Origin of the sequence: Xanthomonas sp. DAR 35659, from assembly GCF_041242975.1 — a bacterium.
Taxonomy (GTDB): Bacteria; Pseudomonadota; Gammaproteobacteria; order Xanthomonadales; family Xanthomonadaceae; genus Xanthomonas_A; species Xanthomonas_A medicagonis.
The window spans coordinates 1,996,865-2,016,119 of the sequence record NZ_CP162488.1 but is presented as its reverse complement, the minus strand read 5'-3'; the positions used below and the strand labels follow the sequence as shown (position 1 = coordinate 2,016,119).

General features: G+C 68.9%; 15 protein-coding genes. All 15 read left to right on the top strand.

Going from position 1 to position 19,255, the window contains the following annotated elements:
* The first annotated feature begins 67 nt into the window (after positions 1 to 67).
* The 15 genes from tsf (at position 68) to dnaE (ending at position 19,202) form a co-directional block, all read left to right on the top strand.
* Positions 68 to 946 carry a translation elongation factor Ts gene (tsf, locus tag AB3X07_RS08560; protein ID WP_369944027.1) on the top strand — a complete coding sequence of 293 codons (879 nt, stop codon included), beginning with the start codon at positions 68 to 70 and terminating at the stop codon, positions 944 to 946.
* A 117-nt stretch (positions 947 to 1,063) separates the two neighbouring features.
* Positions 1,064 to 2,572 (top strand): HDOD domain-containing protein, encoded by a 1,509-nt coding sequence (locus tag AB3X07_RS08555; RefSeq protein ID WP_369944026.1) that lies wholly within the window; start codon positions 1,064 to 1,066, stop codon positions 2,570 to 2,572.
* Positions 2,573 to 2,648: 76 nt separating this feature from the next.
* Positions 2,649 to 3,371: a UMP kinase gene (gene pyrH, locus AB3X07_RS08550; RefSeq protein WP_369944025.1), complete on the top strand. Its 723-nt coding sequence runs from the start codon at positions 2,649 to 2,651 to the stop codon at positions 3,369 to 3,371.
* A gap of 197 nt (positions 3,372 to 3,568) precedes the next feature.
* A complete protein-coding gene (gene frr / locus AB3X07_RS08545) occupies positions 3,569 to 4,126 on the top strand; it encodes a ribosome recycling factor (protein WP_369944024.1) in 558 nt (185 codons plus the stop codon).
* Positions 4,127 to 4,164: 38 nt separating this feature from the next.
* Positions 4,165 to 4,902, top strand: a complete 738-nt coding sequence (uppS, locus tag AB3X07_RS08540) for a polyprenyl diphosphate synthase (RefSeq protein ID WP_369944022.1) — start codon at positions 4,165 to 4,167, stop codon at positions 4,900 to 4,902.
* Positions 4,899 to 5,723, top strand: coding sequence for a phosphatidate cytidylyltransferase (locus AB3X07_RS08535; RefSeq protein ID WP_369944020.1), 825 nt, complete (start codon positions 4,899 to 4,901; stop codon positions 5,721 to 5,723). The genes uppS and AB3X07_RS08535 overlap by 4 nt, the downstream gene beginning before the upstream one ends.
* Before the next feature lie 4 nt (positions 5,724 to 5,727).
* Positions 5,728 to 6,942 (top strand): 1-deoxy-D-xylulose-5-phosphate reductoisomerase, encoded by a 1,215-nt coding sequence (dxr, locus tag AB3X07_RS08530; protein ID WP_369944019.1) that lies wholly within the window; start codon positions 5,728 to 5,730, stop codon positions 6,940 to 6,942.
* 26 nt (positions 6,943 to 6,968) lie between these two features.
* Complete coding sequence (rseP, locus tag AB3X07_RS08525) at positions 6,969 to 8,330, top strand: RIP metalloprotease RseP (protein WP_369944018.1); 1,362 nt, start codon at positions 6,969 to 6,971, stop codon at positions 8,328 to 8,330.
* 85 nt (positions 8,331 to 8,415) lie between these two features.
* The gene (bamA, locus tag AB3X07_RS08520; protein ID WP_369944017.1) at positions 8,416 to 10,836 is read left to right on the top strand and encodes an outer membrane protein assembly factor BamA; all 2,421 of its coding nucleotides are present in this window, start codon (positions 8,416 to 8,418) and stop codon (positions 10,834 to 10,836) included.
* A 321-nt stretch (positions 10,837 to 11,157) separates the two neighbouring features.
* A complete protein-coding gene (gene lpxD, locus AB3X07_RS08515) occupies positions 11,158 to 12,180 on the top strand; it encodes a UDP-3-O-(3-hydroxymyristoyl)glucosamine N-acyltransferase (RefSeq protein WP_369944016.1) in 1,023 nt (340 codons plus the stop codon).
* A complete protein-coding gene (fabZ, locus tag AB3X07_RS08510; protein WP_369944015.1) occupies positions 12,177 to 12,644 on the top strand; it encodes a 3-hydroxyacyl-ACP dehydratase FabZ in 468 nt (155 codons plus the stop codon). The genes lpxD and fabZ overlap by 4 nt, the downstream gene beginning before the upstream one ends.
* Before the next feature lie 19 nt (positions 12,645 to 12,663).
* Positions 12,664 to 13,455, top strand: coding sequence for an acyl-ACP--UDP-N-acetylglucosamine O-acyltransferase (lpxA, locus tag AB3X07_RS08505; protein WP_369944013.1), 792 nt, complete (start codon positions 12,664 to 12,666; stop codon positions 13,453 to 13,455).
* A gap of 23 nt (positions 13,456 to 13,478) precedes the next feature.
* Positions 13,479 to 14,762: a lipid-A-disaccharide synthase gene (gene lpxB / locus AB3X07_RS08500; protein ID WP_369944012.1), complete on the top strand. Its 1,284-nt coding sequence runs from the start codon at positions 13,479 to 13,481 to the stop codon at positions 14,760 to 14,762.
* Positions 14,759 to 15,454, top strand: a complete 696-nt coding sequence (locus tag AB3X07_RS08495) for a ribonuclease HII (RefSeq protein WP_369944011.1) — start codon at positions 14,759 to 14,761, stop codon at positions 15,452 to 15,454. The genes lpxB and AB3X07_RS08495 overlap by 4 nt, the downstream gene beginning before the upstream one ends.
* Before the next feature lie 157 nt (positions 15,455 to 15,611).
* Positions 15,612 to 19,202 carry a DNA polymerase III subunit alpha gene (gene dnaE, locus AB3X07_RS08490; RefSeq protein ID WP_369944010.1) on the top strand — a complete coding sequence of 1,197 codons (3,591 nt, stop codon included), beginning with the start codon at positions 15,612 to 15,614 and terminating at the stop codon, positions 19,200 to 19,202.
* Positions 19,203 to 19,255 lie beyond the last annotated feature (53 nt).

The window sequence follows — 19,255 nt, the reverse complement described above, 5'->3', positions numbered from 1 at the left end:
CGCCCGTTTTCCAGAATTCCCGGCCGGCCGCAAGCCGGCCCTTTCCCACCTTTTGTGAGGTCACCCCGTGGAAATCACCGCTTCCCTGGTCAAGGAACTGCGCGAGCGCACCGGCGCCGGCATGATGGAGTGCAAGAAAGCGCTCACCGAGAACGCCGGCAACATCGACAACGCCGCCGAGTGGCTGCGCAAGTCGGGCCTGGCCAAGGCCGACAAGAAGGCCGACCGCGTCGCCGCCGAAGGCCGCATCGCGATGGCCCAGGACGGCGGCAAGGCCGTGCTGGTCGAAATCAACTCCGAGACCGACTTCGTCGCCAAGGACAACAACTTCCTGGCCTTCACCGACGCCGTGGCCCAGGCCGCGCTGAGCTCCGGCGCCGCCGACGCCGAAGCGCTCAAGAGCGCCAAGCTGCCCGGCGGTGAGACCGTCGAGGAAGCCCGCGCCGCGGTCATCGCCAAGGTCGGCGAGAACGTGCAGGTGCGCCGCCTGGCGCGCATCGACAGCGCCAACAACGTCGCCGCCTACGTGCACGGCGGCCGCATCGGCGTGCTGGTCGAGGTCAAGGGCGGCGACATCGAGCTGGCCCGCGGCATCGCCATGCACATCGCGGCGATGAACCCGCCGCACGTCAAGGCGTCCGACGTGCCGGCCGAGTTCGTGGCCAAGGAAAAGGAAATCGAGCTGGCCAAGATGTCGGAGAAGGACAAGGCCAAGCCGGCCGACATCCTGGAGAAGATCATCAGCGGCAAGATCGCCAAGATCGTCAACGAGGTCACCCTGTACGGCCAGCCCTACGTGCTGAACACCGACCAGACCGTGGAGCAGGCGGTCAAGGCCGCCGGCGCCGACGTGGTCGGCTTCCAGCGCCTGGCGGTGGGCGAAGGCATCGAGAAGGTGGTGGAGGACTACGCCGCCGAAGTGATGAAGCAGGCCGGACTGGCCTGACGCCCGCGTTTCCCGGGAGAAAAAAGCCGCGCATGGTCGCGGCTTTTTTTTTGCAGGTGGTACGCTCTGCACGTCGGGCATGTCGCCGCCCAGGTCACACTTCTTACGCGGAACCGCATGCGCCCTGAACTCGAAGCCATCCTGGCTCACTCCCGCAACCTGCCCTCGCCGCCGGGAATCGCGCTGCGCATCATCGAACTGGCCCAGGATCCAGACGTCGATCTGGCCACCACCGCCGACACCATCGCGATGGACATGGCGCTGAGCGCGCGCATGCTGCGCATCGCCAACTCGCCGCTTTACGCCAGCCGGCGCCGCGTCGACAACCTCGGCCAGGCGCTGACCATGCTCGGGCTCAATGCCGCGCTGAGCCTGGCGCTGGGCTTTTCGATGGTGCACAGCCTGCGCGACGGCAGCACCGCCAACGACCTGCAGGAACGCATCTGGCGGCGCAGCGTGCTGTCGGCGCTGGCCAGCCGCATGCTCGGCCAGGCGGCGGGCCTGCGCAAGCACGAGGAACTGATGCTGGCCGGGCTGCTGCAGGACATGGGCGCGCTGGCCCTGCTGCACGTGTGCTACGACGAGTACGCGCCATTGCTGCGCGAGGCCGGCGACGACGGCACGGGACAAGGCCTGTCCGCGCGGGAGCGCGAGCGGCTGGGCTGCGACCGCGCCGAGGTCGGGGCCTGGCTGGCGCAGAAGTGGAAGTTGCCCGAATACCTGCAGCGCAGCATCGGCCGCGGCGCCGGCACCGCCCCTGTAGCGGACACCTTCGCGCGCTGCGTGCAACTGTCCGGCGCCATCGCCGACATCTGGCTGGCCAGCGACACCGATGCCGCGCGCAGCGTGGCAATGGAACGCGCCTACCGCGACCTGCAACTGGACAGCCGCCGCTTCGACGAGGTCATCGCCGGCATCGCCGCGACGCTGCCGGAAATCGCCCCGATCTTCGACGTGCGCATCGCCCAACCGGAGCGGATCGACGCGATCATCAGCCATGCCCGCGAACTGATGGTGCTGCGCAACCTGCGCGAGATCCAGGAAGCCACCCAGGCCCGGCACCAGGCCGACGAAACCGAGCACCGCGCGCGACGCCTGGCCGAGCAGGCCAGCCGCGACGCGCTCACCGGGGTCTACAACCGGCATCAGTTGGACACCCTGCTCGCCCAGCAATTCGACCTGGCCTCGCGCCACGACTGGCCGCTGTCGGTCGCCTTCATCGACCTGGACGACTTCAAGAAGATCAACGACGCCCACGGCCACCTGATCGGCGACCAGGTGCTGCGCGCCTTCGCGCAGGCGCTGCAGCCGCTGCTGCGCAGCAGCGACACCGTGGCCCGCTTCGGCGGCGAGGAATTCCTGGTGCTGCTGCCCAACACCAGCGAGGAGGCGGCGTTGAACGTGATCCGGCGCATCCTCGCCGAGCTCGTGCAGCGGCCGATGGCGCAGGTGAAGGGCGAACCGCTGTACGTCAGCTTCTCCGCCGGCATCGCCACCCAGGGCGGGCACGAACGTTTCAGCAGCGCGCAGGAACTGCTGCAGGCCGCCGACGACATGCTGTACAGCTCCAAGCACGGCGGCCGCAAGCGCGTCACCGCCCGCTCGTTCCGCGACACCCCGGCCTGAACCTCCGACACGGCAGATTCCGCGGCGCGCTTGGGCTAGAATCGCATGGTTTGCCCGTCCCCCCAACGAGGTCGCCATGTCCCAGCTCGCCTATCGCCGCATCCTGTTGAAACTATCCGGCGAAGCGCTGATGGGAGACGGGGATTACGGCATCGATCCCAAGATCATCAACCGCCTCGCGCATGAAGTGATCGAGGCGCAGCAGGCCGGCGCGGAAGTGGCGCTGGTGATCGGCGGCGGCAACATCTTCCGCGGCGCCGGCCTGGCCGCCGGCGGCATGGACCGGGTCACCGGCGACCACATGGGCATGCTCGCCACGGTCATCAACGCGCTGGCGATGCAGGACGCGCTGGAGAAGCTCGGCGCCAAGGTGCGGGTGATGAGCGCGATCAAGATCAACGACGTGTGCGAGGACTTCATCCGCCGCCGCGCGATCCGCCACCTGGAAAAGGGCCGCATCGCGATCTTCGCCGCCGGCACCGGCAACCCCTTCTTCACCACCGACTCCGGCGCCGCGCTGCGCGCGATCGAGATCGGCGCCGACCTGCTGCTGAAGGCGACCAAGGTCGACGGCGTGTACGACAAGGACCCGAAGAAGCATCCCGACGCGGTGCGCTTCGACAGCCTGACCTACGACGAGGTCATCGCCCGCAACCTGGAAGTGATGGATACCGCCGCCTTCGCCCTGGCCCGCGACAGCGACCTGCCGCTGCGCATCTTCAACATGGGCCAGCCCGGCGAACTTCTGAAGATCCTGCGCGGCGCCGACATCGGCACGTTGGTGAAGGGTCGGGGCTGAAAAAAGCCGGGAATGGGGAATCGGGATTGGGGAATGGTAGAACGTTGCGCGCTGCAGCATCGCGTGCAGCCGACCTCCCCCCACATGGCCAGTGGTTAGTGAATCGTTCCGGACCCGCCTCTACGATTCCCCATTCCCGATTCCCCACTCCCAGCAGGCTATAATCGTCCGATTCAGATTCAGCACGGACACCGGCGATGCTCAACGACATCAAGCAAGACGCACAGACCCGCATGGCCAAGAGCATCGAGGCGCTGCGGCATACGCTGATCAAGGTCCGCACCGGCCGCGCCTCCACCGCCCTGGTCGAGCACCTGAAGGTCAATTACTACGGCTCGGAGATGCCGCTGAGCCAGGTCGCCAGCGTTGCCGTCGCCGACGCCCGTTCGCTGACCATCACCCCGTGGGAAAAGCAGATGGTCAGCGCGGTGGAGAAGGCGATCCTGGCCTCCGACCTGGGCCTGACCCCGAACACCGCCGGCACCACCATCCGCCTCAACCTGCCCGCGCTCACCGAGGAGCGCCGCCGCGAGCTGTCCAAGGTCGTGCACGGCGAAGGCGAGGACACCAAGGTCGCGATCCGCAACATCCGCCGCGACGCCAACCAGCAGATCAAGGATCTGCTCAAGGACAAGAAGGTCACCGAGGACGAGGCCCGCGGCAGCGAGGACGACATCCAGAAGCTGACCGACAAGGCGATCAAGGACGTGGACGAGGTGGTCAAGGGCAAGGAACAGGAACTGATGGCGGTCTGAGCCTGCGCCTGCCGGCCATGCCTTCCGACCTGCCCTCCATGTCCCTGCCCCGCCACATCGCCATCATCATGGATGGCAACGGCCGCTGGGCGCAGCGTCGCCGCCGGCCGCGCGTGATCGGCCACCGCGCCGGCGCGCGCGCCGTCAACCGCACCATCGACTTCTGCCTGGAGCGCGGCATCGCCGCGCTGACCCTGTTCGCCTTCTCCAGCGAGAACTGGGGACGGCCGCAGGAGGAAGTGGACGCGCTGATGAAGCTGTTCCTGCACGCGCTCGACCGCGAGGTCGAGGAACTGCAGCGGCGCGGCGTGCGCGTGCGCTTCATCGGCGACCGCGCGCGCTTCGCGCCCTCGCTGCGCCAGCGCATGGCCGCGGCCGAAAGCGCCACCCGCGACAACCAGGCCCTGCACCTGTCGATCGCCGCCAGCTACGGCGGCCGCCAGGACATCGCCCAGGCCGCGCGCGCGCTGGCCGAGGACGTCGCGGCCGGGCGCCTGCGCCCGGAGCAGATCGACGAGGACGCGCTGTCGGCGCGCATGGCGCTGGCCGACCTGCCGCCGCCGGACCTGTTCATCCGCACCGGCGGCGACGTGCGCATCAGCAACTTTCTGCTGTGGCAGCTGGCCTACACCGAACTGTGGTTCACCGAGACCCTGTGGCCCGAGTTCGGCGCCGAGGTACTGCAGCAAGCGCTGGACGACTACGCCAGCCGCGAGCGGCGTTTCGGCCTGACCAGCGCGCAAGTCGCCACGGCGACGGAGAGCACATCCGCATGACCCGTACCCGCGTCATCGCCGCGCTGATCATGGCCCCGCTGGCCATCTGCGCCATCCTGCTGCTGCCGACCCAGTGGCTGGCGGCGCTGGCCGCCCTGATCTTCCTGATCGGCCTGTGGGAATGGCTGAAGCTGGCCGAGGTCGACGACACCCTGCCGCGCACCATCCTGCTGATGCTCAACCTGCTGCTGATGGTGCTGCTGGTGTGGGCCTCGGCCGGCTCGCTGGTGCTGTTCCAGCTCACCACCCTGGTCGGCGTCGGCTGGTGGTGCGTGGCGCTGCTGTGGCTGGGCTTCTACCGCTTCGGCTCCGACCACGCCACCTATGCGCGCGTGTTCAAGCTCGCCGCCGGCACCCTGGCGATCGTCCCGGCCTGGGCCGCGCTGGGCCTGATCCACGCCAGCGAGCCGAACGGCCACCGCTGGCTGCTGACCGCGCTGGCCACGGTGTGGGCGGCCGATTCCGGCGCCTATTTCGCCGGCCGCCAGTTCGGCAAGCACAAGCTGGCGCCGCGGATCAGCCCCAACAAGACCGTGGAAGGGCTGATCGGCGGGCTGCTGGCCGGGCTGATCGTGGCCGCCGGCTTCGGCTGGCTGGCCGGGGTGACCCTGCCGCAGTTGCCCGGGCTGCTGACCGTCGCCGCGGTCAGCGTGCTGGCCTCGGTGGTCGGCGACCTGTTCGAGAGCCTGCTCAAGCGCCACGTCGGCGCCAAGGATTCGGGCAACGTGATCCCCGGCCATGGCGGCGTGCTGGACCGGGTCGACGGCGTGCTGGCGGCGCTGCCGATCTTCGCGCTGGGCAAGGACATCTTCGGGTTCTAGGCCTATGCAGACTCTCGGGACAGGCCGCGGCGCCAGCGACGCCGTCCGCCACATCGCCGTGCTCGGCGCCACCGGCTCGATCGGCGCCTCGGCGCTGGACGTGATCGCGCGCCATCCGCAGCGGCTGCGCGCCAGCGTGCTGGCCGCCGGCAGCAACGTCGCCGCGCTGCTGGCGCTGTGCGCCGCGCACCGGCCCGCGCACGCGGTGATCGCCGACCCGGCGCTGTACCCGGCGCTGCGCGACGGCCTGCGCGATGCCGGACTGCGCACCCAGGCGCACGCCGGCGCCGCCGCGCTGGACCAACTCGTCGCCAGCGACGCCTGCGACAGCGTGGTCGCCGCCATCGTCGGCGCCGCCGGCCTGGCCTCGACCCTGGCCGCCGCGCGCGCCGGCAAGCGCCTGCTGCTGGCCAACAAGGAAGCGCTGGTGCTGGCCGGCGAACTGGTCACCGCGGCGGCGGCGGCGGCCGGCGCCGAGATCATCCCGATCGACAGCGAGCACAACGCGATCTTCCAGTGCCTGCGCTCGCGCCAGGCCGGCACCGAGGTGCGACGGGTGCTGCTGACCGCCTCCGGCGGCCCGTTCCGCGGCTGGGACCGCGCGCGCCTGCAGACGGTGACGCCGGCGCAGGCGGTGGCCCACCCCAAGTGGTCGATGGGCCCGAAGATCTCGGTGGACTCGGCCACCCTGATGAACAAGGGCCTGGAGGTCATCGAGGCGCATCACCTGTTCGCGCTGGCGCCCGAGCGCATCGAGGTGCTGGTGCACCCGCAGAGCCTGGTGCACTCGCTGGTGGAGTTCATCGACGGTTCCACCTTGGCGCAGATGGGCCTGCCGGACATGCGCACCACGCTGGCGGTGGGCCTGGGCTGGCCGCAGCGGATCGCCTCCGGCGTCGCCGGCCTGGACCTGCTGGCGCATGGCCGCCTGGACTTCGAGCCGGCCGACCTGGACGCCTTCCCCTGCCTGGGCCTGGCCTGGCGCGCGATGCGGGCCGGCGGCAGCGCCCCGGCGATCCTGAACGCGGCCAACGAAGTGGCCGTTTCAGCCTTTCTTCAGGGCCGGATCGGTTTCCTATCGATTCCTGCGCTGGTCGAGAACGCCCTGACCGTGCTGCCTGCAGGCGCGGCCGATTCGCTGGACGCGCTGCTCGCGGCGGACGCGCAATCGCGCCAGCTCACCGAACTCGCCATCGCCCGTCAGCCCGCCCATGTCTGAGACGCACGCCGCTATGAGCCACGCGCATGGGTGATTTCCTCGGGTCCGTCTGGTGGATGATCGTCAGCCTGGGCGTGCTGGTGACCTTCCACGAATTCGGCCACTTCTGGGTGGCCCGCCGCTGCGGGGTCAAGGTGCTGCGCTTCTCGGTGGGCTTCGGCAAGCCGCTGTGGTCGCGCTACGACCGCCATGGCACCGAGTTCGCGATCGCCGCGATCCCGCTGGGCGGCTACGTGAAGATGCTCGACGAGCGCGAGGGCGAGGTCGCCCCGGCCGAGCGCGACCAGGCCTTCAACACCAAGAGCGTGTGGCAGCGCATCGCCATCGTCGCCGCCGGCCCGATCGCCAACCTGATCCTGTGCGTGGCGCTGCTGTGGGCGATGTTCGTGATCGGCAAGCAGGACTATGCGGCGGTGGTCGGCCGCGCCGAGGGCCTGGCGCAACAGGCCGGGCTGCAGCCCGGCGAGCGCATCGTGCGCATCGGCACGCGCCCGGTGTCCAGCTGGAGCGATGCCAGCATGCAGTTGACCGTGGCGGCGATGGACGGCGCGGATTTGCGCATCCACACCGAGGACGCCCAGGATGGCGCCAGCCGCGTGCATACGCTGCGCCTGTCGCAATTGCCGGCCGGTTTCGACGAACAGCAGGTGCCGCGTCTGGCCGGCCTGACCTGGCGCTTCATGCTGCAGCCGGCGGTGATCGCCAAGGTCGCGCCTGGCTCGGCCGCCGACGGCGTGCTGCGCCCGGGCGACCGCATTCTGGCGGTGGACGGCGCCTCGATCACCAGCGCCGACCAGGTCGCCGCGCAGGTCCAGGCACTGGCCCGCAACGGCGGCAGCGGCCTGGTCGAGGTCTGGCGCAATGGCGAGCGGCTGGCGCTGGACGTGCGCCTGACCCCCAGCAAGGACCCGCGACTGAAAGGCCTGTCGCTGGGCGTGGACATCGGCGGCGAGCGCCCGGCGCCGGCGTTCGACGCCAAGCTGCAGTACGGACCGCTGGCGGCGATCCCGGCCGCGTTCCGCGAAACCGGCAAGCTGGCCGGGGACACGCTGGGCATCATCCGCCGCATGCTGACCGGCCAGGCCTCGCTGAAGAACGTGTCCGGGCCGATCACCATCGCCAAGGTCGCCAATGTCTCGGCCAAGCAGGGCCCGGACTGGTTCCTGAATTTCCTGGCGCTGCTGTCGCTGAGCCTGGCGATCATGAACCTGCTGCCGATCCCGATCTTGGACGGCGGGCACTTGCTGTATTACCTTATCGAGTTGGTCAAGGGCAGCCCGCTCAGCGAGCGTGCCATGGCGGCGGGGCAGTTCGTCGGGCTGGCGCTACTGGCCGGGTTGATGGGGTTGGCGTTCTACAACGACCTTTTCGGCCAGGTTCTGCGATGAGTCCGCTGCCGCTCCACCCGACCACGCTGTCGTCTTACGCCGGCGCCCATGCAACAACGATATATCGACCTCTACCGGACGTGACATGACGCGATTTCCCACTCGCCGCCTGCTTGCCCTCGCCCTCGCCGCCAGCCTCAGCCTGCCGGCCATGGCGCAGGTAACGGAGCCCTTCACCGCCAGCGACATCCGCGTCGACGGGCTGCAACGCATTTCCTCCGGCACCGTGTTCACCTACCTGCCGGTGGAACGCGGCGACACGGTGGACAGCGCCAAGGTCGGCGAGGCGATCCGCGCGCTGTACCGCACCGGCTTCTTCGAGGACGTGCAGGTCGATCGCCAGGGCAACATCCTGGTGGTCACGGTCAAGGAACGCCCGGCGATCAACAAGCTGACCGTCACCGGCAACAAGGACATCAAGAGCGAGGAACTGCTCAAGGGCCTGTCCGACATCGGCCTGAGCGAAGGCGGCACCTTCGACCGGCTGAGCCTGGACCGGGTGACGCAGGAACTGACCCGCCAGTACAACAACCGCGGCAAGTACAACGTGGAGATCACCCCGACGGTGAGCCCGCTGGACCGCAACCGCGTCGACGTGGCGATCGCGATCAAGGAAGGCAAGGCGGCCAAGATCCAGCACGTCAACATCGTCGGCACCGAGAAGTTCGCCACCGAGGACATCCTGGAGAACTGGGAATCGCGCGAGCACAACTGGCTGTCGTGGTACCGCCGCGACGACCAATACTCCAAGGAAAAGCTGTCCGGCGACCTGGAGAAGCTCAACTCCTGGTACCTGGACCGCGGCTACGTCGATTTCAGCGTCGACTCCACCCAGGTGTCGATCAGCCCCGACAAGCGCAACATGTACCTGACCGCCGGCATCACCGAAGGCGAGCAGTACAAGATCTCCGACATCAAGGTCACCGGCGACACCGTGCTGCCGCAGGAAGAGGTCGAGAAGCTGGTGATCCCCAAGCCGGGCGACACCTTCTCGCGCGCGCTGCTGGAGTTCAGCTCCGACGCGATCACCAATACCCTGAGCAACATCGGCTACGCCTTCGCCAAGGTCAATCCGATCCCCACCACCGACCGCGAGAGGCGCACCGTCGCGATCAATCTGCAGGTGGTGCCGGGTCCGCGCGTGGCGGTCCGCCGCATCCTGTTCAAGGGCAACACCCGCACCTCCGACGAAGTGCTGCGCCGGGAAATGCGCCAGTTCGAGAACAGCTGGTACTCGCAGGCGGCGATCGACCGCTCCAAGATCCGCCTGCAGCGCCTGGGCTACTTCGAGTCGGTGGACGTGGAAACGCCGCCGGTGCCGGGCAGCAACGACAAGGTCGACGTGGTCTACAGCGTCAAGGAGACCACCTCCGGCAGCTTCACCTTCGGCCTGGGCTACTCGCAGACCTACGGCGTGACCACCTCGATCCAGCTCTCGCAGAACAACTTCCTGGGCGGCGGCAACCGCGTCTCGGTGGACGCCTCGCGCAGCAGCTACCAGGAGCGCTACGCGTTCTCCTACACCAATCCGTTCTTCACCGACGACGGCGTGTCGCTGGGCTACAACCTCTCCTACCGCAAGCTGGACTACTCCGACTTCGGCACCGCGCAGTACAACAGCAAGAACGGCGCGGCGCAGATGATCTTCGGCGTGCCGATCACCGAGAACGACACCGTCTCGCTGATGTTCGGCGTCGACAGCAACCAGATCACCGTCTATCCCAGCTACACCCCGCAGGCGATCATCAACTACATCGACGCGATGGGGACCAAGACCTTCCACGCCTGGCGCACCGAACTGGGCTGGGCGCGCGACACCCGCAACGACTACTTCATGCCGACCCGCGGCATGTATCAGCGCGTGGGCCTGGAAGCGACCCTGCCCGGCTCCACCGTCGAGTACTGGAAGCTGAACTACCAGATCTCCAAGTACTGGACGCTGATCCCGGCCATCGTGCTCAACACCCGCGCCGAGTTCGGCTACGGCGACAGCTACGGCAGCGACGTCTCGCGCGACATCTGCGGCACCTACACGACCACTGCGCAAGGCGTCACGGTGTACAACCCGCAGGCCTGTGATGGCACCAATCTGCGCCGCCGCGTGACCGCTTCCGGCCTGCCGTTCTACGAGAACTTCTATGCCGGCGGCACCAACTCGGTGCGCGGCTTCGAGGACAACACCCTCGGCCCGCGCTCGGAGGCCACCGCCTCGTACAGCCGCGGCCAGCCGCTGGGCGGCTCGTTCAAGACCGTGGGCTCGGCGGAACTGTACTTCCCGAAGCTGTTCGACAGCCCGTCGGCGCGCATTTCGGCGTTCGTGGACGTCGGCAACGTGTTCAACGGCGTGGACAACTTCAAGTCCAACCAGCTGCGCGCCTCCACGGGCGTGGCGCTGCTGTGGCGCGCGCCGGTCGGCCCGATCTCGATCAGCTACGCGTTCCCGTTGAAGAAGGAAGACAACGACGAGATCGAGCGCCTGCAGTTCACCTTTGGTGGGCAGTTCTGACGAACTGCTCGCGCGTCATCGCGTTCGCGCTGACGCCCCACGATTCGCTGCGCGAATCGTGGGCCCCGGCTCGTCTTCTCCCAAATCCCCGCGCCTGCCGGCGCGCCCCCTTTACTAAAGGGGGCTTTGCTCCAGTCAGTTGGTCGCGGTCTGACATGGGGAATGTGTCGAGATGGTCGCCGGGCGATAGGCCGGTCAGGGGTGTTCCTGCAGTTGGTCGATGGCGGCCAGCCCGCTCGGCAGGCGGTAGCTGATCCGTGTCGCCATGCCCGCTACGCAGGGCAGCATGACCGTGCTGGTGGCACACGGTAGAATCGCCCGGTGAATACTCCGACCTATACCGCACACGAGATCGCCGAGCGCTTCGGCCTGCAGGTTCACGGCGACGGCGCCGTGGCCGTGCACGGCGTCGCCACGCTGGCGCATGCCGGACCCGGCCAGCTCAGCTTCCTGTCCAATCCGCGCTATCGGGCGCAACTGGCCGACAGCGCCGCCGCGATCGTGGTCCTGCGCGCGGACGATGCCGAGGCGGCGCCGGGCACCGCGCTGATCGCGCGCGATCCCTACGTCGCCTTCGCCAAGATCGCCGCGCTGTTCGAGGTGGTGCCGGTGCGCCCGCCCGGTATCCATCCCAGCGCCAGCATCGACCCCAGCGCGCAGATCGCCCCGACCGCCCACATCGGCCCCTTCGTCAGCATCGGCGCGCGCAGCGTGGTCGGCGACGGTTGCGTGATCGGCCCCGGCTGCGTGATCGGCGAGGACTGCCAGGTCGGCGCCGGCAGCGAACTGATCGCACGCGTCACCCTGGTCACCCGGGTACGCCTGGGCCAGCGCGTGCGCGTGCATCCCGGGGCGGTGCTCGGCGCCGACGGCTTCGGCCTGGCGATGGACGCCGGCCGCTGGATCAAGGTACCGCAGCTCGGTGGCGTGACCATCGGCGACGACTGCGAGATCGGCGCCAACGCCTGCGTCGATCGCGGCGCGCTGGAAGACACCACGCTCGAGGAAGACGTGCGCCTGGACAACCTGGTGCAGGTCGCGCACAACGTGCACATCGGCGCGCACAGCGCCATCGCCGGCTGCACCGGCATCGCCGGCAGCGCCAAGATCGGCCGCTACGTGATGCTCGGCGGCGCGGTCGGCGTGGTCGGCCACCTGGAGATCTGCGACAAGGTCGTGGTCACCGGCAAGTCGGTGGTGCGCAATTCCATTCACGAGCCGGGCGAGTATTCCTCCGGCACCCCATTGACCGACAACCGCACGTGGCGCAAGAACGCCGCGCGCTTCAAGCAGCTCGATGCCCTGGCCCGTCGCATCCTGTCTGTCCGCAAGGAGAACGAATGAGCCACAGCCACCACCACGCCCAGTGCCTGCCGGACATGGCGCAGATCCAGGCCTTGCTGCCCCACCGCTATCCGTTCCTGCTGGTGGACAAGGTGATCTCCCTCGACTTCGAGGCGAGGAAGATCGTCGCGCACAAGAACGTCAGCATCAACGAGCCGTTCTTCCAGGGCCACTTCCCGGGCCAGCCGATCATGCCCGGCGTGCTGATCGTCGAGGCGCTGGCCCAGGCCGGCGGCATCCTGACCCAGCTGGTGCTGGGCCGCGATGCGCAATCCAAGCTGTTCTACATGGTCAAGGTCGACAAGGCGCGTTTCAGCAGCCAGGTCGTGCCCGGCGACGTGCTGGAGCTGCACGTGGAGATCAAGCGCGTGATCCGCAACATGGCGGTGTACTACGGCGAGGCGAAGGTGGACGGCAAGGTCGTCGCCTGCGCCGAGGTGCTATGCGCCGGCACCCGCGAATGACCCAGGCAGGAGACCTGCGATGAGCGCCAATGCCCCCCTGATCCACCCTTCCGCCATCATCGACCCGGCGGCGACGCTGGCCGCCGACGTGCGCGTCGGCGCCTTCACCGTGATCGGCGCCGAGGTGGAGATCGGCGAAGGCTGCGAGATCGGCTCGCATTGCAGCATCGTCGGCCCGACCCGGCTCGGCCGCGACAACCGCCTGGTCGGCCACGTCGCGCTCGGCGGCGACCCGCAGGACAAGAAGTTCGCCGGCGAACGCACCGAACTGGTGATCGGCGACCGCAACGTGATCCGCGAGTTCGTTACCGTCAGCCGCGGTACCGGCAGCGGCGGCGGCATCACCCGGGTCGGCAGCGACAACTGGTTCCTCGCCTACACCCACGTCGCCCACGACTGCATCGTGGGCAACCACTGCGTGTTCTCCAACAACACCACCCTGGCCGGGCACGTGGAAGTGGGCGACCACGTCATCATCAGCGGCTTCGCCGGCGCGCACCAGTTCTGCCGCATCGGCGATCACGCCTTCCTCGGCATGGGCGCGCTGATCAACGGCGACGTGCCGCCGTTCACCATGGTCGGCGGCAATTCGCTGGGACGCCCGCGCGGCATCAACAGCGAAGGCCTCAAGCGCCGCGGTTTCGACCCCGAGCGCCTGACCGCGATCAAGCGCGCCTACCGCGCCCTGTACGTCGCCGGCCTGCCGCTGGCCGAAGCCAAGCAGCAACTGGCGGTGCTGGCCGAAAGCAGCGAGGACGTGCGCGCGATGCTTGAATTCATCGAGGCCAGCGAGCGGCCGTTGTTGCGATGAAGGCCGGGAGTGGAGAATCGGGAATGGGGAATGGCAAGAGCGATCCCACGCTCGGCCGCAGCCCCGCTCTAGCTTCAACCATTCCCCATTCCCAACTCCCGATTCCCGGCGCAGCCAAGCTGCGCATCGCCCTGGTCGCCGGCGAAGCGTCCGGCGACCAGCTCGGTGCCGGGCTGATCGAGGCGCTGCGCGCGCGTCATCCCGAGGCGGAGTTCGCCGGCATCGGCGGCGATGCGATGCGTAGCGCCGGCTGCCAGACCTGGTTCGATGCCAGCGAACTGGCGGTGATGGGCCTGCTGGAAGTGCTGCGGCATCTGCCGCGGCTGCTGAGGCTGCGCCGCACCCTGCGCGAGCGCCTGTTGGCCTGGCAGCCGGATGTGTTCGTCGGCATCGACGCGCCCGATTTCAATCTCGGCGTGGAGCGCTGGCTCAAGCAGCGCGGCATCCGCACCGTGCACTACGTGAGCCCCTCGGTGTGGGCCTGGCGCGAGCGGCGCGCAGCCAAGATCGGCGCCAGCGCCGACCGCGTGCTGTGCCTGTTCCCGATGGAGCCGCCGATCTACGCCAGGCACGGCGTGGATGCGCGCTTCGTCGGCCATCCGATGGCCGATGCGATCACGCTGCACGGCGACCGCGCGGCGGCGCGCGCCGAACTCGGCCTGCCGGCGGGCGCAACCGTGCTGGCGGTGCTGCCGGGCAGCCGCCTGGGCGAGATCGGCCGGCTCGGCGACACCTTCTTCGCCGCCGCCTGGCAGGTACTGCAGCAGATTCCCGGCGCGCACGTGGTGGTGCCGGCAGCCAATCCCGCCTGCAAGGCGCTGCTCGCCGAGCAATTGTCGCGCTCGGCGCTGCCGGTGGTGTATTCGCACCTGCTCGACGGGCAGGCGCGCACGGCGCTGCTCGCCGCCGACGCGGTGCTGCTGGCCTCCGGCACCGCGACGCTGGAGACCATGCTGGTGAAGCGGCCGATGGTGGTCGGCTACAAGGTCGCGCCGCTGACCTACCGCATCGTCAAGGCGCTGGGACTGCTCAAGGTCGATCGCTACGCCCTGCCCAACATCCTCGCCGGCCGCGACCTGGCGCCGGAACTGATGCAGGACGCGTGCACACCGGACGCCCTCGCCGCCGCGCTGCTGCACTGGCTGCGCGATCCGGAGGCGGTCGCCGCGCTGCAACCGGAGTACGAACGCCTGCACCGGCTACTGCGGCAGGACGCCTCGGCACGCGCGGCCGATGCGGTGCTCGAATTGCTTGAGAGCCGGGAGTCGGGAATCGGGAATCGGGAATCGTCAGGAGCAACGGCATGAAGCGCTCCCTTTCCCCGCCGACGCCGCAGCAGTCGCTTTTGTCCCATTCCCTATTCCCCACTCCCGATTCCCGGCTCTACGCCGGCGTCGACGAAGCCGGGCGCGGGCCGCTGGCCGGGCCGGTGGCGGTGGCGGCGGTGGTGTTCGATCCGGCGCGCACCCGCATCAACGGGCTGGACGATTCCAAGCAACTGACCGCGGCGCGGCGCGAGACGCTGTACGCGCGCATCGTCGACCGCGCGCTGGCCTGGCAGGTGGTGCTGATCGAGGCCGAGGAGATCGACCGCCTGAACATCTACCAGGCGACCATGCTGGGCATGCGCCGCGCGGTCGAGGGCGTGGCGCACGTGGCCGGCTTCGCCCGCATCGACGGCAACCGGGTGCCCAAGGGCCTGCCCTGCGCCGCCGAGGCGCTGGTCGGCGGCGACGCCCGCGACCGCGCGATCATGGCCGCCTCGATCGTGGCCAAGGTCACCCGCGACCGGATCATGCAGCGCCTGCACGACGAACACCCGCACTACGGCTTCGACCTGCACAAGGGCTACGCCACCCCGGCGCACCTGGCAGCGCTGGCCGCGCACGGCCCCTGCCCGCAGCACCGACGCAGCTTCGCGCCGGTGCGGATGGCCCTGGCGGGCCGGGAGTCGGGAGTCGGGATGGGGGATTCGCTGGAGCCGTTGCAACTCGCTTAGGCCGTTTAGCTGGTGCGCCCCCGAGCACGCACACTCAACGCCCAGTGAGACCGCGATGCATCCCCGATCCCCACTCCCGAATCCCCGCGCCTCGCTGTCAAGCCTTGTTCGCCCCGCCCCCCGCCGCTAACCTGACCGGGCATCGTCCTGGTTCCGCATGTCCACTTCCCGCTTCGCCCATCTGCACGTCCACACCGAGTTCTCGCTGGCGGATTCGACCATCCGTGTGCCCGAGAAACCGGATCAGGCCGACCCGAAGAAAGCCAAGCAGGCCAACCTGCTCAGCCGCGCGGTCGAGCTGGAGCTGCCCGCGCTCGCGGTCACCGACCTGAACAACCTGTTCGCGCTGGTCAAGTTCTACAAGGCCGCCGAGGGCGTGGGCATCAAGCCGATCGCCGGCGCCGACCTGGTGATCAGCGACGGCGCCCAGGCGCCGTGGCGGCTGACCGTGCTGTGCCGCAACCGCGACGGCTACCTAAGCCTGTCGCGGCTGCTGACCCGCGCCTGGCTGGAAGGCCACCGCAACGAGGGCGGCGTGGCGATCCGCCCGGAATGGCTGCAGACCGGCAGCGACAACCTGTTCGCCCTGGCCGGGCGCGAGAGCCTGGCCGGACGCCTGGCCGCCGAGGGCCAGCACGACCTGGCCGAGCAGCAACTGGCCGACTGGCAGCGCATCTTCGGCGACGGCTTGCACCTGGAACTAACCCGCACCGGCCGCGACGGTGAGGAGGCGTTCAACCAGTTCGCGCTGCACGCCGCGGGCATGCGCGGCCTGCCGGTGGTCGCCAGCAACGACGTGCGCTTCCTGTACGCCAGCGACTTCGCCGCGCACGAGGCGCGCGTGTGCATCTCCTCCGGTCGCGTGCTCGACGATCCCAAGCGCCCGCGCGAGTACAGCGACCAGCAATACCTGAAGTCGGCCGAGGAAATGGCCGCGCTGTTCGCCGACATCCCCGACGCGATCGACAACACCCTGGCGCTGGCGCAACGCTGCAACATCGAGATGCAGCTGGGCACCTACTTCCTGCCCGCCTACCCGGTGCCCGACGACGAGACGCTGGACAGCTGGATCCGCAGCCAGTCGCGCGACGGCCTGGCCGCGCGCCTGGAGAAGAACCCGCTGGCGCCCGGCAAGACCCGCCAGGACTACGTGGACCGGCTCGAGTTCGAGCTGGACACCATCATCAAGATGGGCTTCCCCGGCTACTTCCTGATCGTGGCCGACTTCATCCAGTGGGGCAAGAACCAGGGCATCCCGATCGGCCCGGGCCGCGGCTCCGGCGCCGGCTCGCTGGTGGCCTGGGCGCTGCAGATCACCGACCTGGACCCGCTGCCGTACAACCTGCTGTTCGAGCGCTTCCTCAACCCGGAACGCGTGTCGATGCCCGACTTCGACATCGACTTCTGCATGGATCGCCGCGACGAGGTGATCGACTACGTCGCGCGCAAGTACGGGCGCGACCGGGTCAGCCAGATCATCACCTACGGCACCATGGCGGCCAAGGCGGTGGTGCGCGACTGCGGCCGCGTGCTCGGCTTCCCGTACGGCCTGGTCGACGGCGTCGCCAAGCTGATCCCCAACATCCTCGGCATCACGCTGAAGGACGCGATGGGCGAAGGCAAGGACAGCGAGATGGCCTCGCCGGAGCTGATCCAGCGCTACCAGAGCGAGGACGACGTCCGCGACCTGATGGACCTGGCGCGGCAGCTCGAGGACCTGACCCGCAACGCCGGCAAGCACGCCGGCGGCGTGGTGATCGCGCCGACGCCGCTGTCCGACTTCTGCCCGCTGTTCGCCGAACACGACGTCGACAATTTCGGCAAGAACCCGGTCACCCAGTTCGACAAGGACGACGTCGAGCAGGTCGGCCTGGTCAAGTTCGACTTCCTCGGCCTGCGCACCCTGACCATCATCGACTGGGCGGTGAAGGCGATCAACGTGCGCCACGCGCGCGCCGGCATCCCGCCGGTGGAGATCGCCGCGATCCCGCTCGACGATGCGCCCACCTACAAGGGCATCTTCGCCTCGGGCAACACCGGCGCGGTGTTCCAGTTCGAATCCTCGGGCATGCGCCGGCTGCTGAAGGACGCCCGCCCCGACCGCTTCGAGGACCTGATCGCGCTGGTGTCGCTGTACCGCCCCGGCCCGATGGACCTGATCCCCGACTTCAACGCGCGCAAGCACGGGCAGCAGGAGATCGTCTATCCCGATCCGCGCACCGAAGCGATCCTGCAGGACACCTACGGCATCATGGTGTACCAGGAGCAGGTGATGCAGATGGCGCAGATCGTCGGCGGCTACTCGCTGGGCGGCGCCGACCTGCTGCGCCGCGCGATGGGCAAGAAGGTGCCGGCGGAAATGGCCAAGCACCGCGAGATCTTCCGCGAGGGCGCGGCCAAGGGCGGCGTCGGCGAGGCCAAGGCCGACGAAATCTTCGACCTGATGGAGAAGTTCGCCGGCTACGGCTTCAACAAGTCGCACGCCGCCGCCTATGCCCTGGTCAGCTACCAGACCGCGTGGCTGAAACGCCACTACCCGGCCGAGTTCATGGCGGCCACGCTGTCCTCGGACATGGACAACACCGACAAGGTGGTCGGCTTCCTCGACGAGGTGCGCAACCTCGGCCTGACCGTGCTGCCGCCGCGCATCAACGCCTCGGCCTACATGTTCGAGGCGGCCACCCCGGACACCATCCAGTACGGCCTGGGCGCGATCAAGGGCGTGGGCCGCGGCGCCTGCGAGGCAATCGTGGCCGAGCGCGAGCGCGGCGGCGAATACGCCTCGCTGCTGGATTTCTGCACCCGCGTCGAATCGGCCAAGCTCAACAAGCGCACGCTGGAAGCGATGATCAACGCCGGCGCGATGGACGGGCTGGGCAGCAACCGCGCCACGTTGATGCTGCAGTTGCCGGAGGTGATGAAGGCCACCGAGCAGATGGCGCGCGAGCGTGCCTCCGGGCAGAACTCGCTGTTCGGCGGTGCCGACACCAGCGCCCCGGCGCTGCGCCTGGACCTGCCGGAGAGCAAGGAATGGCCGCTGGGCCAGTTGCTGGCCGGCGAGCGCGAGACGCTGGGCTTCTACCTCAGCGGCCATCCGTTCGACCCGTACCGCGAGGAAGTGCGCGAACTGGTCGGCTGCGACCTGAGTGCGCTGGAGAAGATCTGCGCGCAATCCGGCGGCGGCCGCGGTGGCGGCGGCGACGGCGAGAAGCGCGCCTGGCGCCCGGAGGTCAGCGCGATCCTCGCCGGTCAGGTGGTCGGCGTGCGTCGCAAGGGCGACAGCCAGGTGTTCGTGCAACTGGAGGACGGCCGCGGCCGCATCGAGTGCAGCGCGTTCACCGACGCCATCGCCGAGTTCGGCCACCTGCTGACCCGCGACCGCATCCTGATCGTCAAGGGCGGCGTGCGCGAGGACGAGTTCAACGGCGGCTACGCGATGCGCATCCGCCAGTGCTGGGACTACGAGCAGATCTGCACCCACCACGCGCAACGCCTGTCGCTTCGCCTGGACCTGCGCCAGCGCAGCACCTGGCCACGCATCGACGCGCTGCTGGCGCGCCACCGCCCCGGCAAGACGCCGCTGCGCCTGGATCTGCTGCTGCAATCCGAACACGGCGCGGTGGCCGGCATGCTCGATCTCAACGGCGGCCATGCGGTGCGGGTGGACCCGCAATTGCTGGATACGCTGCGTGCCGACCCCGGCGTGCGCGCGGTGAAGGTCAAGTACAATCCGCCCTGGGCCACCTGAGCCCACTGCGCGGCATCCGCGCAGCAATGGACGCGATCTTCGAAGGACTGACC